This is a genomic window from Faecalibacterium sp. HTF-F, from assembly GCF_023347535.1.
Classification (GTDB): domain Bacteria; phylum Bacillota; class Clostridia; order Oscillospirales; family Ruminococcaceae; genus Faecalibacterium; species Faecalibacterium wellingii.
In genome coordinates this window covers 2266686-2279942 of record NZ_CP094473.1, presented here as the reverse complement: position 1 = coordinate 2279942, position 13257 = coordinate 2266686, and the positions used below count along the sequence as shown (strand labels likewise).

Genomic DNA, 13257 nt, shown 5'->3' with positions numbered 1-13257 from the left:
TATGATACATTTTGTAGGCGCAGGCCCCGGTGCTCCGGACCTGATCACCCGGCGCGGTGCGGCCCTTCTGCAGGCAGCCGACTGCATCATCTATGCGGGCAGTCTGGTCAACCCGGCGCTGCTGGGCCTTGCCAGAGAGGACTGTGCGGTTTACAACAGCGCCGAAATGACGCTGGAACAGGTGCTGGCAGTAATGCGGCAGATGGAAGCCGCAGGCCGCACCACCGTGCGCCTGCACACCGGCGACCCCTGCCTGTACGGAGCCATCCGGGAGCAGATGGATGTGCTGGACGCCGAGGGCATCCGCTACGATGATACCCCCGGTGTGTCCAGCTTCTGCGGCGCGGCAGCGGCGCTGAACGCCGAGTACACCCTGCCCACCGTGAGCCAGACCGTCATCATCACCCGCATGGAGGGCCGCACCCCGGTGCCGGAAAAGGAAAAGCTGGCAGGCCTTGCCGCCCATGGGGCGACCATGGTGATCTTTTTGTCCATCGGCCTTGTGGAAAAGGTGCAGCAGGCACTTCTGGCGGGCGGAGCCTACACGCCGGATACCCCGGCAGCAGTGGTGTACAAGGCTACATGGCCGGAAGAAAGGACCGTCCGCTGCACTGTGGGCACGCTGGCGGAAAGCGTTCATGCAGCGGGCATCACCAAAACGGCGCTCATCGTGGTGGGTGACTTTTTGGGCCGGAACTACGAGCGCAGCAAGCTGTACGACCCGGCCTTTACCACCGAGTTCCGCAGGGGGACAGACCAGTGACCCGGGCCTACCTTGCCTTTACGGCAAAGGGCCTTGCGCTGGCGGAAAAGCTGGCCGCAGAATATCCCGGCAGTGTGGCCCGCTGCGGCCATGAGCCCGGGCAGCCGGGCCTTGCGGACTGGACGGCCCGGCAGTTTGCACACAGTGATGCCCTTATTTTTGTGGGCGCGGTGGGCATTGCGGTGCGGGCCATTGCGCCCCACTGCAAAAGCAAGGCGTCTGATCCTGCGGTGGTGGTGCTGGACGAGTGCGGACGCTTTGCGGTGCCCGTTCTCTCCGGCCATCTGGGCGGGGCCAACGAGCTGGCGCGGAGGCTGGCCGCTGTGTGCGGCGCGGTGCCGGTCATTACCACTGCCACGGACGCAAACGGTGTGTTTGCGGTGGATGAATGGGCCAGACACCAGAACTGTGCCGTGCTGGAGCCGGAGCGCATCAAAAAGGTCAGCGGCGCACTGCTGGCGGGCAGAACGGTGCGGTTCGCATCCGACTGGCCCATTGCGGGCAGCCCGCCTGCGGGCCTTGCAGAAGATGCAGCGACCCCGGAACTTGCCCTCACCCTGTGCCCGGCGGGAGATGCTTTGCATCTTGTGCCGCACATCGGCGTGCTGGGGGTGGGGTGCAGGCGCGGCACCGGCGCCGACACGCTGGCCGAAGCCTTTGCGGCCTTCTGCGCACAGGCAGGTTTTGCCCCGCAGTGCATCGCGGCGGCGGCCAGCATCGATCTAAAACAGAACGAAGCGGGCCTTCTGGCCTTTTGCCAGAGTCGAGGCTGGCCTGTGGAGTTTTTCACGGCGGAACAGCTGCGGCAGGCCCCCGGCAGCTTTACGCCCTCGGCCTTTGTGCAGAGCGTCACCGGCGTGGATAACGTCTGCGAGCGCGCTGCAGTGCTGGCTGCAGGCGGGCCGCTGGTTTTTCACAAATTTGCCCGCACCGGCGTGACCTTTGCGCTGGCGGCGCGGCCCTTCGCCCCGGATTGGAGGTGGCAGCATGTCTGACAGGTACGAATTTGAGATGGATGAATGGGACATGGACCGGCCCGAGAATGTTGTTTACGTGGTGGGCCTTGGCCCCGGCGATGTTTTTTATCTGACCCAGGAAGCCCAGAGCGCCCTTGAACATGCGGATGCGATCTGCGGCTACAAGCTTTACATTGACCTGATCGAGCCCGAGTTCCCCTGCGAGGAATACTATGCTACCGGCATGACGCAGGAGATCGACCGCTGCCGCTGGGCGCTGGAAAAAGCCCGCACCGGCAAGCGGGTCGCGCTGGTGTGCAGCGGCGACGCGGGCGTTTACGGCATGGCCAGCCCGCTGCTGGAACTGGCCGAGGATTACCCGGATGTTGCCGTGGAGGTGGTGCCCGGGCTCACTGCCGCCCTCAGCGGCGGAGCGGTGCTGGGCGCACCGCTGGCCCACGATTTCTGCGTGATCTCGCTTTCCGACCGGCTCACCCCGTGGGAGGTCATCGAAAAGCGGCTGGCCTGCGCCGCGCAGGGCGATTTCTGCGTGGCACTGTACAATCCCTCTTCCAAGGGCAGGCCGGACTACCTGCAAAAGGCGGTGCGCATCCTGCGCGCAAACGGCAAGGGGCCGGAGACGGTCTGCGGCCTTGTGCGCAACATTGGCCGCGAGGGCCAGAGCGCCCGGGTGCTGACGCTGGCCGAGCTGGAGGACACGCCGGTGGATATGTTCACCACCGTGTACATCGGCAACGGGAACACCCGCGCCCTTTCGGGCCGGATGGTCACACCCCGGGGGTACCGCAAATGAAGGCTGTCGTGTTCAGCGGCACCACCGAGGGACGCCGCTTCTCCAAAAAGCTGGCGGCACTGGGGGCTGAGGTGACCGTGTGTGTGGCCACGCCGCTGGGAGCCGAGGAACAGGGTGAGATGGCGGGCATCACGGTCCACGCCGGGCGGCTGGGACCGGATGCCATGGCGGCGCTGCTGACGGGTGCAGACCTCTGCGTGGATGCCACCCATCCGTATGCGGTGGATGTGACCCGGAACATCCGCGCTGCGGCGGCACAGGCCGGCGTGGAATACCGTCGCCTGCTGCGGGCCCGGAGCCCGCTGCCCGAGGACTGCGTGGTGTTCGGGACCGCGGCGCAGGCGGCAGAGTACCTTGCCGGAACGAAGGAAAACATCCTGCTTGCCACCGGTGCCAAGGAGCTGGCAGCGTTTGCGCCGCTGGACCCGGCGCGGCTTTATCCCCGGGTCCTGCCCACGCCGGAGGGCATTGCCGCCTGCGAGGCAGCCGGGATTCCGCACCGGAACATCATTGCCATGCAGGGGCCGTTTTCCTGCCAGCTGAACAAAGCTTTGATCGAACAGTTCCACATCCGGTATCTCGTCACCAAGGACGGCGGCGCGGCGGGCGGCTTTGCCGAAAAGGTGCAGGCCGCAGCCGAGACCGGCGTACAGCTGGTGGTGCTGCGCCGTCCGGAGGAGGTCGGCGAGACCGAGGCAGGATTATTCACGCATTGTCAGGAGATTTTGAAATGGTCACACTGATCGGTATGGGAAGCGGCAGATGGGAGGCTTTGTCGGTGCAGGCGCAGGACGCTGTGCGCAGGGCAGGCCTTGTGTTTGGCGCAAAGCGGCTGCTGGCGGGCCTCCCGCCCGAGTGCACTGCCCGGCAGTTTGCCCTCTATCAGCCTGCCGAGATCCTTGAGACGCTGGCGCAGGCCCCCGGGCAGGATGCCGCCGTGCTTTACAGCGGGGACACCGGGTTTTATTCCGGCGCGTCCGGCCTGCTTACGCCCCTGCGGGCGCTGGGCATCCCTGCGCGGGTGTATCCGGGCGTTTCCAGCATCCAGCTGCTGGCGGCGGCGCTGGGCCGCCCATGGCAGGACTGGAAGCTGGTGTCGGCCCACGGCTGTGCCTGCGACCCGGTGGCAGAGTGCATGACGGAGCGCTCCGTCTTTTTCCTCACCGGCGGGGCCGAAACACCCGCCACCCTCTGCCGGAAGCTGGCCGATGCCGGCATGGGCGAAGTGCACGCACTGGTGGGCGAAAACCTTGGCACCGGGGAAGAAGCCATCCGCTACGGCTCTGCGGCGGAACTGGCGGGGCAGAGTTTTGCACCGCTCAGCGTGCTTCTTGTGGAAAACTTTGATGTCCCGCACTTCCGCACACCGGGCTTCCCGGACGAAAGCTTCATCCGGGGCCAGGTGCCCATGACCAAGCAGGAGGTGCGCGCCGCCGCGCTGGCAAAGCTGGCCGTGAAGCCTGCGGATATCCTGTGGGACGTGGGCGCAGGCACGGGCAGTGTGAGCGTGGAGCTGGCACTGGCAGCGCCTAAAGGGCATGTGTATGCCGTGGAGTGCGATCCGGACGCCTGTGCCCTGATCCGGCAGAACCGGGCAAAGTTCCAAACTTACAACCTCACCCTCATCGAGGGCCGCGCCCCGGATGCACTGGCAGACCTGCCTGCACCGGACGCCGTGTTCATTGGCGGAACAAAAGGCGGCATGGAAGGCGTGCTGGATGCTGTGCTTGCCAAAAACCCGGACGCGCGCATCTGCATTTCCGCCATTGCGCTGGAAACGCTGAGCGCTGCGGCTGCCGCCCTTACCGCCCGGGGCCTTGCCGCCGAGGTGGTGCAGCTGGCGGTCAGCCGCACAAAACCGGCAGGCCGTCTTCACCTGCTCATGGCAAACAACCCCATCTTCCTCATTACGGGTATACGCAAATGATGCAATTCCTCATCGCCGCGCCCCGGTCCGGCAGCGGCAAGACCACGATGACCTGCGCCGTGCTGGCGGCACTGAAAAAGCGCGGGGCCGACCCCTGCGCCTTCAAAAGCGGGCCGGACTACATCGACCCCATGTTCCACCGCTCCGCTCTGCAGGTGGACAGCCATAATCTGGATCTGTTCCTCTCGGACCGGACTACGGTGCAGGCGCTTTACGCCCGCTGTGCCGCCGGGCACGGCGCTGCCGTGTGCGAGGGGGCCATGGGCTTTTACGACGGGCAGGGCCTGACCACCCGGGCCAGCGCATGGGAGCTGGCAGACACGCTGGGGCTTCCGGTGCTGCTGGTGGTGCAGCCCGGAGGGGCCAGCGTAACGCTGGCGGCAGAGATCCAGGGCCTTGTGCACTTCCGCAAAAACAGCCATATTTCGGGCATCCTGCTCAATAGCTGCTCCGAAAAGCTGTATAAAATGCTCAAAGACCTGCTGGAAAGCGAGACCGGCCTGCCGGTGCTGGGCTATCTGCCCAACCTGCCGCAGGCGGCGGTGGAAAGCCGCCATCTGGGCCTGAAGACCGCAGGCGAGATCACGGACATTCAGGAAAAGATCGCTCTGCTGGCAGACCGTCTGGTGATGGACTGGGAGAAGCTGGCGGCGGTGACGGAAAGGCCATGCCCCGAGGGCGGACGCCTTTCTCCCCGGGGAACGGCTTCCGCTTCTGTCCGCATCGCCGTGGCGAGGGACGGAGCCTTCTGCTTTACTTACGCCGAAACGCTGGACGCTTTGCGGGAGGCGGGCGCGGAGCCTGTATTTTTCAGCCCGGTGCGGGATGCTGCCCTGCCGGAGGGAGTCTGCGGGCTGTATCTGCCCGGCGGCTACCCGGAGCTGTATGCGCAGGCCCTGAGCGAAAACAAAACCATGCGGGCCTCCATCCTGCAGGCTGTGAACGCCGGTCTGCCGACAGCGGCAGAGTGCGGCGGCTTTCTGTATCTCGGGCAGAGTCTGGAGGACGCCGAGGAAAAGAGCTGGCCCATGGCGGGCGTCCTGCCGGGAGCAGGCGTCCGGGCGGGCAGGCTGGTGCGGTTCGGCTATGCTGTCCTGACCGCAAAGCGGGACAGTATGCTGTTCCGCGCGGGAGAAAGCCTGCCTGTCCACGAATTTCACCACTGGGATTCCACCGCAAACGGCACTGCATTTACGGCCCGTAAAAACGAGAAAATGCAGTGGGAATGCGGCTTTGCAAACGAGAATTTTTATGCGGGCTTCCCGCATTTATACTGGGCGGGCACGCCCCTGCCGGGACGATTTGTGCGTGCGGCAGAACGATACAGCAAAACAAAAGGATGACCAAAATGACCGAAACGGAACTGAATGCACTTTTGGCGGGTATCACCCCGCCGGACGAAGCCGCCCGCGCGGCGGCACACGCCCACTGGGCCGGCCTTGCAAAGCCTCTGGGCGGACTGGGCCGGCTGGAGACCATGCTGGAGGACGCCGCTGCCCTCACCGGCAGTGCGGAGTTTGATCTCTCCCGCCGGGCGGTGGTGGTGCTCTGCGCGGACAACGGTGTGGTGGCGCAGGGGGTGAGCCAGACCGGGCAGGAAGTGACCCGCGCCGTGGCCGAAAACCTTGCAATGCGGCGCACCAGTGTGTGCCAGATGGCCCGCGCGGCCCACTGTGATGTGGTGCCCGTGGATATGGGCATGGCAGGCGAACCGGTGCCCGGCGTGCGGAACTGCCGCATTGCCGCCGGGACGATGGACTTTACGGCAGGGCCCGCCATGAGCCGTGCCGAGGCGGTGCAGGCCATTGGGGAGGGCATCGCCCTTGTCCGGGAACTGGCAGAGGATGGCTACAGGCTCATCGCCACCGGTGAAATGGGCATTGGCAATACCACCACCTCCAGTGCGGTGGCGGCGGTGCTGCTGGGCCAGCCCGTGGAGCTTATGACCGGGCGCGGTGCGGGCCTTTCGGACGAGGGGCTTGCCCGCAAGGTGGATGCCATCTGCCGCGGCATCCTGAAGAATGAGCCGGACCCGGAGGAGCCGCTGGATGTGCTTTCCAAGCTGGGCGGCTTTGACATCGCGGGCCTGTGCGGCATCTTTCTGGGCGGGGCGCTGGCCGGGGTGCCGGTGCTGGCAGATGGTTTTATCAGCGGGGTAGCCGCGCTGTGCGCCGTGCGGCTGTGCCCGGCGGCGGCAAAGGCCGTGTTCGCCAGCCACTGCTCCGCAGAGCCTGCGGCCCGTATGGTGCTGGAAGCACTGGGCAAGGCACCCGTCATCACCGCAGGGCTGCATCTGGGCGAGGGCACCGGTGCAGTGGCAAGCATCCCGCTGTGGGATATGGCACTGGCGGTGTACGGCGGGTGCTATTCCTTTGCGGAGGGCGGCATTGAGCCGTACAAGCCCCAATGCTGACGCTGGTGCTGGGCGGCGCAGCCAGCGGCAAAAGCGAATATGCCGAGAGCCTTGTGCTCAGGACCACCGGCCCCCGCTGGTACCTTGCCACCATGCAGATATGGGACGCCGAGTGTGCCGCCCGGGTGGAAAAGCACCGCAAAATGCGGGCCGCAAAGCAGTTTGAAACGGTGGAGTGTCCGCTGCATCTGGAAAAGCTGCGTCTGCCTGCCCGGGGCACGGCCCTGCTGGAAGACCTGGGCAACCTTGCGGCCAACGAGCTGTACGACCCTGCCGGGGCAGGGGAGGATGCCGCCGCTGCCATCCTGCGGGGGCTGGACAGCCTTTCTGCCCAGTGCGAAAACCTGCTCGTGGTCTCCAACGAGGTGTTCAGCGGCGGGGCCGACTATGCCGGCGATACAGACCGCTATCTGCGGGCACTGGCGCAGGTGAACAATGCTTTTGCCGCCCGGGCAGATGCGGTGGTGCGGGTGGTATGCGGCATCCCCGTGTACTATAAAGGAGTGGAAAAATGATCGTTTTGCAGACCATCGCGGTGGCTTTTGCCATGTTTTCGGCCATCCCGGTGCCGCAGTTCGACTGGAACGAAAAAAATATGCGCTACGCCATGTGCGCCTTCCCGCTCATCGGTGCGGTGATTGGGGCGGCATGGTGCGTGTGCGGGGTGCTGCCTCTGCCGGGTCTTGCAAAGGCGGCGGGCTTTGCGCTGGTGCCTGTGTGGGTGACGGGCGGCATCCATCTGGACGGCTACGCCGACACCTGCGATGCCCTTTCCAGCTACGGCGACCGAGAAAAGAAGCTGGAAATATTAAAAGACCCCCATTGCGGTGCCTTTGCGGTCATCCGGCTGTGCAGCTATTTTCTGGCCTATTTTGCCCTGTGCACCTGCGTGCGGTTCACTCCCCGGGCGGGGGCGCTGTGGGCGCTGGCGCTGGTGCTGGAACGAGCGCTTTCGGGCTATGCGGTGGCGGCATTCCCCATGGCGAAAAACACCGGTCTTGCGCACACCTTTGCCACTGCGGCAGACAAAACTGTGGTGCGCCGGGTGCTGGCGGTGCTGGCCGCAGTGCTGTGCATGGGCATGGCGGCGCTGGGCGGCTGGGCACTGGTGCTGGCAGCGCTGACGGTGCTCTGGCGCTACCATGCTGTGAGCCGGAAGCAGTTCGGCGGCATCACCGGCGACCTTGCCGGGTGGTTTTTGCAAAAGGCCGAGCTCTGGATGCTGGCGGCGCTGTGTGCCTGCCAGTGGGGAGGACTGCTATGATCTTTATCACCGGGCCGCTCTACAGCGGCAAGCGCACCTTTGCGCAAATGCTTCCCGGCAGGGCGCTGGCCGATGTGCAGCAGCTGGCGGCAGATGCCGCCGACCTGCCTGCCTTGGCAGACCGCCTTGCTTCTGAATACGAGATCCTCATCGCCACCGAGGTAGGCGGCGGTGTTGTGCCGATGGACCCAAAGCAGCGTGCCGACCGCGAGGCGGCGGGCAGGCTTGCCTGCCTGCTGGCCGCACGGGCAGAGTGCGTCGTGCAGATGTTCTGCGGCATCCCAACGGTTTTGAAAGGAGAATTGTCTCAATGCTGATCTATCTTCTGCGTCATGGCCAGACGGAATACAACGCCCAGAAGCGTTATCAGGGCCAGCGCGACATCCCGCTCTCACCCGAAGGCGCTGCCCAGCTGCGCCGGGCAGATTTTGACCCCGATGTGGTCTATGTTTCCACCCTGCAGCGCACCAGCCAGACGGCGCGCATCCTGTTCCCGGAGGCGAAACTTGTGCCGGTGGACGGCCTGAAAGAGATGTGCTTTGGCAGCTTTGAGGGCCGCAATTTCATCGAGATGGAAAAGGACCCCGAGTATCAGGCATGGGTGAAGGCCAACTGCGAAAGCCCCTGCCCGGACGGAGAGCGCAAGACGGACTTTTCGGATCGCATCTGCCGCACTGTGGCAGAACTGATCGATAAAGCCCTTGCCGCAGGCGAAGAGCGGCTGGTCATTCTGGCCCACGGCGGCACCCAGATGGCCGCCATGGAGCGGTTTGCCGTCCCCCACAGGGACTATTACGCATGGTGCGGGCCCAACGCGGGCGGCTTTGTGCTGGATGCAAAGGACTGGACGGAAAAGCATCTGCTGTATCTCGTGAAGACCGTCCAGTACACAAAGGAGAGCAGGGCATGATCTTTCAGGCAGTTGTCGGCGGCTTTGTGCTGGACGCCCTCTTCGGAGACCCGGCGTGGCTGCCGCACCCGGTGGTGCTTATGGGAAGATGCATCTCCCGGCTGGAAAAGTTCCTGCGCGCCCGCCTGCCCGGCACCCCGCAGGGAGAGCTGCTGGGCGGTGCCGTGACGGCGTTCTGCCTGCCGGTGGGCACCTTTCTGGTCACGAGCCTTGTGTGTCTGGCGGCGGCAAAGCTCAGCCCGTGGCTGGGCCTTGCCGTGCAGATGTTCTGGTGCGGGCAGGCGCTGGCAGCCAAGGGCCTTGCACAGGAGAGCACAAATGTGTATAACGAGCTGGTCCGGAACGACCTGCCCGCGGCCCGCAAAGCCGTGAGCCGCATCGTGGGCCGCGACACCCAGAATCTGACCGCCGAGGGCGTGACCAAGGCCGCCGTGGAAACGGTGGCCGAAAATGCCAGCGACGGCGTCATTGCGCCGCTGCTGTATATGCTCATCGGCGGGGCACCGCTGGCGCTGACCTACAAGGCCATCAACACCATGGACAGTATGCTGGGCTACAAGAACGAGAAGTACCTTTATTTTGGCCGCGCAGCCGCGAAGCTGGACGATATGGCCAACTACATCCCCAGCCGCCTTGCCGCCCTTTTGTGGGTGGCCGCTGCGGCCTTTACCGGAAACGATGCCAAAGGTGCATGGCGCATCTGGCGGCGGGACCGGCACAACCACGCCAGCCCCAACAGCGCCCAGACCGAAAGCGCCTGCGCCGGTGCACTGGGGGTGCAGCTGGCCGGCCCGGCTTACTATTTTGGCGAATATTACCCCAAGCCCACCATCGGTGATGCTCTGCGTCCCATTGAGCCGCAGGACATCCTGCGCGCCAACCGCATGATGTATGCGGCCAGCATGCTGGCGGTGGTGCTGGGCCTTGTGATACGGGGGTGTCTTGCATGAAACCACTGACCCATGGCGGCGACTGGGCGGGCTACCGCGCCGAGTTCGGCCGCGACCCGCTGGATTTTTCGGCCAATGTCAGCCCGCTGGGTCTGCCCGGGGGCGTGGCAAAGGCCATTACGGCGTCCCTTGCCACGGCCGACCGCTACCCGGACCCGCTGTGCCGGGCCCTGCGTGAAAAGCTGGCTGTGGCTGAGGGTGTGCCCGCCGAATGGCTGCTGTGCGGCAACGGTGCGGCAGACCTCATCTTTCGGCTGGCGCTGGCCGAAAAGCCCCGCACCGCCCTTGTGACGGCACCCACCTTTGCCGAGTACGCCACGGCACTGGGAACTGTGGACTGCAGGGTGGAACGGCATTTCCTGCGGGAGGAAAACGATTTTGCGGTGACGGACGCCATCCTTGATGCCGTGCACCCGGGCATCGATCTGGTGTTCCTCTGTCAGCCCAACAACCCCACCGGCCAGCTGGCCCGGCCTGCCCTTGTGGAGGCGCTGCTGCGCAGATGCGAGGCCGTGGGTGCAGTGCTGGCCGTGGACGAATGCTTTCTGGATTTTCTGCCCGAGGGGCAGATCCTTTCCGCAAAGCGGCTGCTGAGCACCAGCAGGAAGCTGATCATTCTGAAAGCCTTCACCAAGCTTTACGGCATGGCGGGCGTGCGTCTGGGCTATGCCCTGAGCGCGGACGAAAGCCGCCTTGCCCGGATGCAGGCAGCGGGCCAGCCGTGGGCGGTGTCCGGTCTGGCGCAGGCGGCAGGCATTGCTGCGCTGGACGAGACGGACTATGTGGCGCAGGTGCGTGCATTGATCGAAACACAGCGGCCTGTGCTGGCAGACGGCCTGCGGGCGCTGGGCCTGCGGGTGATCGAGGGCCGGGCCAACTATCTGCTGTTCCGGGCACCGGAAGCGCTGGGCGCTGCGCTGCGGCACAAGGGCGCGGTGCTGCGCAGCTGCGGCAACTATCCGGGTCTGGACGCAGGCTGGTACCGCACCGCCGTGCGCACCGAGAATGAAAACCGGCAGCTGCTTGCGCTGCTGGCCGAGACCCTGCCGGAGGTGGCGCAATGAGCAAAGCAAAATGCATTATGGTGCAGGGCACCATGAGCGGTGCGGGTAAAAGCCTGCTGTGCGCGGCGCTGTGCCGCATCTTTGCGCAGGACGGCTACCGTGTGGCACCCTTTAAAAGCCAGAACATGGCCCTGAACAGCTTCGTCACCCGCGACGGCGCGGAGATGGGCCGTGCACAGGTGGTGCAGGCACAGGCTGCGGGCGCAGAACCGGATGTGCGGATGAACCCCATCCTGCTCAAGCCCAGCAGCGATGTGGGCAGTCAGGTCATTGTGAATGGCAGGGCCCGGGGCCAGATGTCCGCCGCCGATTATTTCAGGATGAAGCGCAGCCTTATCCCGGACATTCTGGAAGCCTACAACAGCCTTGCCGCCGAGAACGACATCATCGTGATCGAAGGCGCGGGCAGCCCGGCAGAGATCAACCTGAAGGCGGATGATATCGTCAACATGGGCCTTGCAAAGCTGGTGGATGCGCCGGTGCTGCTGGCGGGCGATATCGACCGGGGCGGCGTGTTCGCGCAGCTGTACGGCACCGTGGAGCTGCTGGAAGCCGACGAGCGTGCCCGCATCAGGGGACTCATCATCAACAAGTTCCGGGGCGATGTGGAGATCCTGCGGCCCGGCCTTGCCATGCTGGAAGAAAAAACGCAGCTGCCCGTAGTGGGTGTGGTGCCGTATCTGCGGGTGGAGATCGAGGACGAGGATTCTCTCTCGGACCGTCTGGAAGCAAAAAGCGCCGTCAAGCCGCTGGATATCGCCATCCTGCGCCTGCCGCATGTGTCCAACTTCACCGACTTTATCCCGCTGGAACAGCACCCGCTGCTGGGCGTGCGGTATGTGCAGCGCACCCGCCAGCTGGGCGCGCCGGATCTCGTCATCCTGCCCGGCACCAAGAACACCATGGATGATCTGCGCTGGCTGCGGGAAAGCGGGCTGGAAGCGGCGATGCTCAGGCTTTCGGCAGCCGGTACACCGGTGCTGGGCGTGTGCGGCGGCTATCAGATGCTGGGCGAACAGCTCTGCGACCCGGCAGGGGAGGAGAGCGGCACCCCCTGCACCCTGCGGGGCCTTGGCCTGCTGCCCACCACGACAGTGTTCGGCACCGAAAAGCACCTGACCCAGACCGCAGCCCGCGCTGCCGCTGCTCCCTTTGCCGGGGCAGCGCTCACGGGCTACGAGATCCACGCAGGCCGCACCGAGGTGCGGGGCAGTGCGTTCTGCACCCTTGCAGGCGGCACGCCGGAGGGCTGTGTGCAGGGCAATGTGTTCGGCACCTACCTGCACGGGCTGTTCGACACCGGCGAACTGACTGAAAAACTGACCGCTTTTTTGTGCAGAAAGAAGGGGATCGACCCGGCCGGGGCCGATCTCATCCCCATGGAACAATACCGTCAGCAGCAGTTTGACCTGCTGGCAGACGGCGTGCGCGCGGCGCTGGACCTGCCTGCCGTTTACGCCGCTATGGGCCTTGCCGGACCGAAAGGAGAGAACGCATGACACCGCAGCATCATCTGCCCGCCGACATTGAACGGACGAGCATCTCCATTATCACAAGGGAACTGGACGAGCTGGGCCTGACCCCGCCGCCGGAGACGGCTGCGGTGGTCAAACGGGTCATCCACACCACTGCCGATTTCGACTACGCAAAAAATCTGCGCTTTACTTCCGGCGCGGTGCAGGCCGCTGTCAGGGCCCTGCAGAGGGGTGCGGTGATCGTCACCGACACCAACATGGCGCTGGCGGGCATTTCCAGACCGGGCCTTGCAAAGCTGGGCTGTGAGGCCGTCTGCTACATGGCCGACCCCGCTGTGGCCGAAGCGGCAAAGCAGGCGGGCACCACCCGCGCCGTGGCTGCCATGCACCGCGCTGCCCGGGAGCACCCGGGGGCCATCCTTGCCGTGGGCAATGCGCCCACAGCCCTGCTGACCATCGCAGAAGAAATAGAAGCCGGGCTGCGGCCTGCGCTGGTCATCGGTGTGCCGGTGGGCTTTGTGAACGTGGTGGAAAGCAAGGAGACCCTCTTTGCAATCTGCGAACAGCACGGCGTGCCTGCCATTGCTGCCATGGGGCGCAAGGGCGGCAGCAATGTGGCCGCAGCCATCTGCAACGCCCTTGTTTATTCTGCCGCCGAAATGCTGGACCCCTCTGCCAGAGGGTGGAGAGGATAAAAGGAAAGGCCGTCAGACCGCTTTCT

At 65.0% G+C, this 13257-nt stretch carries 15 protein-coding genes; all 15 read left to right on the top strand.

What is annotated here, in order from left to right; translation table 11 throughout:
* The first annotated feature begins 1 nt into the window (after nt 1).
* From cobM to MTP37_RS10730, 15 genes are read left to right on the top strand one after another with little or no spacing between them, the layout of a single operon-like run.
* Nucleotides 2–763 carry a precorrin-4 C(11)-methyltransferase gene (cobM, locus tag MTP37_RS10800; RefSeq protein WP_249237282.1) on the top strand — a complete coding sequence of 254 codons (762 nt, stop codon included), beginning with the start codon at nt 2–4 and terminating at the stop codon, nt 761–763.
* Complete coding sequence (locus tag MTP37_RS10795) at nt 760–1758, top strand: cobalt-precorrin 5A hydrolase (protein ID WP_249237281.1); 999 nt, start codon at nt 760–762, stop codon at nt 1756–1758. The genes cobM and MTP37_RS10795 overlap by 4 nt, the downstream gene beginning before the upstream one ends.
* Nucleotides 1751–2533, top strand: a complete 783-nt coding sequence (gene cobJ / locus MTP37_RS10790; RefSeq protein ID WP_249237280.1) for a precorrin-3B C(17)-methyltransferase — start codon at nt 1751–1753, stop codon at nt 2531–2533. The genes MTP37_RS10795 and cobJ overlap by 8 nt, the downstream gene beginning before the upstream one ends.
* Complete coding sequence (cobK, locus tag MTP37_RS10785) at nt 2530–3276, top strand: precorrin-6A reductase (RefSeq protein WP_249237279.1); 747 nt, start codon at nt 2530–2532, stop codon at nt 3274–3276. The genes cobJ and cobK overlap by 4 nt, the downstream gene beginning before the upstream one ends.
* Nucleotides 3264–4460, top strand: coding sequence for a precorrin-6y C5,15-methyltransferase (decarboxylating) subunit CbiE (gene cbiE, locus MTP37_RS10780; protein WP_249237278.1), 1197 nt, complete (start codon nt 3264–3266; stop codon nt 4458–4460). The genes cobK and cbiE overlap by 13 nt, the downstream gene beginning before the upstream one ends.
* Nucleotides 4457–5803 carry a cobyrinate a,c-diamide synthase gene (locus MTP37_RS10775; protein WP_249237277.1) on the top strand — a complete coding sequence of 449 codons (1347 nt, stop codon included), beginning with the start codon at nt 4457–4459 and terminating at the stop codon, nt 5801–5803. Before cbiE ends, MTP37_RS10775 begins: the two co-directional genes overlap by 4 nt.
* A gap of 5 nt (nt 5804–5808) precedes the next feature.
* Nucleotides 5809–6873 (top strand): nicotinate-nucleotide--dimethylbenzimidazole phosphoribosyltransferase, encoded by a 1065-nt coding sequence (gene cobT / locus MTP37_RS10770; protein WP_249237276.1) that lies wholly within the window; start codon nt 5809–5811, stop codon nt 6871–6873.
* Entirely contained in the window at nt 6867–7388 is a 522-nt protein-coding gene (locus MTP37_RS10765) for a bifunctional adenosylcobinamide kinase/adenosylcobinamide-phosphate guanylyltransferase (RefSeq protein ID WP_249237275.1), read from the top strand. Before cobT ends, MTP37_RS10765 begins: the two co-directional genes overlap by 7 nt.
* Entirely contained in the window at nt 7385–8137 is a 753-nt protein-coding gene (locus MTP37_RS10760) for an adenosylcobinamide-GDP ribazoletransferase (protein ID WP_249237274.1), read from the top strand. The genes MTP37_RS10765 and MTP37_RS10760 overlap by 4 nt, the downstream gene beginning before the upstream one ends.
* On the top strand, nt 8134–8454 hold the full coding sequence (locus tag MTP37_RS10755; protein WP_249237273.1) for a bifunctional adenosylcobinamide kinase/adenosylcobinamide-phosphate guanylyltransferase: 321 nt from the start codon (nt 8134–8136) through the stop codon (nt 8452–8454). Before MTP37_RS10760 ends, MTP37_RS10755 begins: the two co-directional genes overlap by 4 nt.
* Complete coding sequence (locus MTP37_RS10750) at nt 8448–9047, top strand: histidine phosphatase family protein (protein ID WP_005943240.1); 600 nt, start codon at nt 8448–8450, stop codon at nt 9045–9047. The genes MTP37_RS10755 and MTP37_RS10750 overlap by 7 nt, the downstream gene beginning before the upstream one ends.
* Entirely contained in the window at nt 9044–9997 is a 954-nt protein-coding gene (gene cbiB / locus MTP37_RS10745) for an adenosylcobinamide-phosphate synthase CbiB (RefSeq protein WP_249237272.1), read from the top strand. Before MTP37_RS10750 ends, cbiB begins: the two co-directional genes overlap by 4 nt.
* Nucleotides 9994–11061, top strand: a complete 1068-nt coding sequence (locus MTP37_RS10740) for a pyridoxal phosphate-dependent aminotransferase (RefSeq protein WP_249237271.1) — start codon at nt 9994–9996, stop codon at nt 11059–11061. Before cbiB ends, MTP37_RS10740 begins: the two co-directional genes overlap by 4 nt.
* A complete protein-coding gene (locus tag MTP37_RS10735; protein ID WP_249237270.1) occupies nt 11058–12560 on the top strand; it encodes a cobyric acid synthase in 1503 nt (500 codons plus the stop codon). The genes MTP37_RS10740 and MTP37_RS10735 overlap by 4 nt, the downstream gene beginning before the upstream one ends.
* Nucleotides 12557–13231 (top strand): precorrin-8X methylmutase, encoded by a 675-nt coding sequence (locus MTP37_RS10730; RefSeq protein ID WP_249237269.1) that lies wholly within the window; start codon nt 12557–12559, stop codon nt 13229–13231. Before MTP37_RS10735 ends, MTP37_RS10730 begins: the two co-directional genes overlap by 4 nt.
* Nucleotides 13232–13257 lie beyond the last annotated feature (26 nt).

Bases quoted from the DNA above. Each gene is read 5' to 3' on its own strand.
- cobM (WP_249237282.1), top strand. From the start codon at position 2: ATGATACATTTTGTAGGCGCAGGCCCCGGTGCTCCGGACCTGATCACC.
- cobJ (WP_249237280.1), top strand. From the start codon at position 1,751: ATGTCTGACAGGTACGAATTTGAGATGGATGAATGGGACATGGACCGG.
- cobK (WP_249237279.1), top strand. From the start codon at position 2,530: ATGAAGGCTGTCGTGTTCAGCGGCACCACCGAGGGACGCCGCTTCTCC.
- cbiE (WP_249237278.1), top strand. From the start codon at position 3,264: ATGGTCACACTGATCGGTATGGGAAGCGGCAGATGGGAGGCTTTGTCG.
- MTP37_RS10775 (WP_249237277.1), top strand. From the start codon at position 4,457: ATGATGCAATTCCTCATCGCCGCGCCCCGGTCCGGCAGCGGCAAGACC.
- cobT (WP_249237276.1), top strand. From the start codon at position 5,809: ATGACCGAAACGGAACTGAATGCACTTTTGGCGGGTATCACCCCGCCG.
- MTP37_RS10765 (WP_249237275.1), top strand. From the start codon at position 6,867: ATGCTGACGCTGGTGCTGGGCGGCGCAGCCAGCGGCAAAAGCGAATAT.
- MTP37_RS10760 (WP_249237274.1), top strand. From the start codon at position 7,385: ATGATCGTTTTGCAGACCATCGCGGTGGCTTTTGCCATGTTTTCGGCC.
- MTP37_RS10755 (WP_249237273.1), top strand. From the start codon at position 8,134: ATGATCTTTATCACCGGGCCGCTCTACAGCGGCAAGCGCACCTTTGCG.
- MTP37_RS10750 (WP_005943240.1), top strand. From the start codon at position 8,448: ATGCTGATCTATCTTCTGCGTCATGGCCAGACGGAATACAACGCCCAG.
- cbiB (WP_249237272.1), top strand. From the start codon at position 9,044: ATGATCTTTCAGGCAGTTGTCGGCGGCTTTGTGCTGGACGCCCTCTTC.
- MTP37_RS10740 (WP_249237271.1), top strand. From the start codon at position 9,994: ATGAAACCACTGACCCATGGCGGCGACTGGGCGGGCTACCGCGCCGAG.
- MTP37_RS10735 (WP_249237270.1), top strand. From the start codon at position 11,058: ATGAGCAAAGCAAAATGCATTATGGTGCAGGGCACCATGAGCGGTGCG.
- MTP37_RS10730 (WP_249237269.1), top strand. From the start codon at position 12,557: ATGACACCGCAGCATCATCTGCCCGCCGACATTGAACGGACGAGCATC.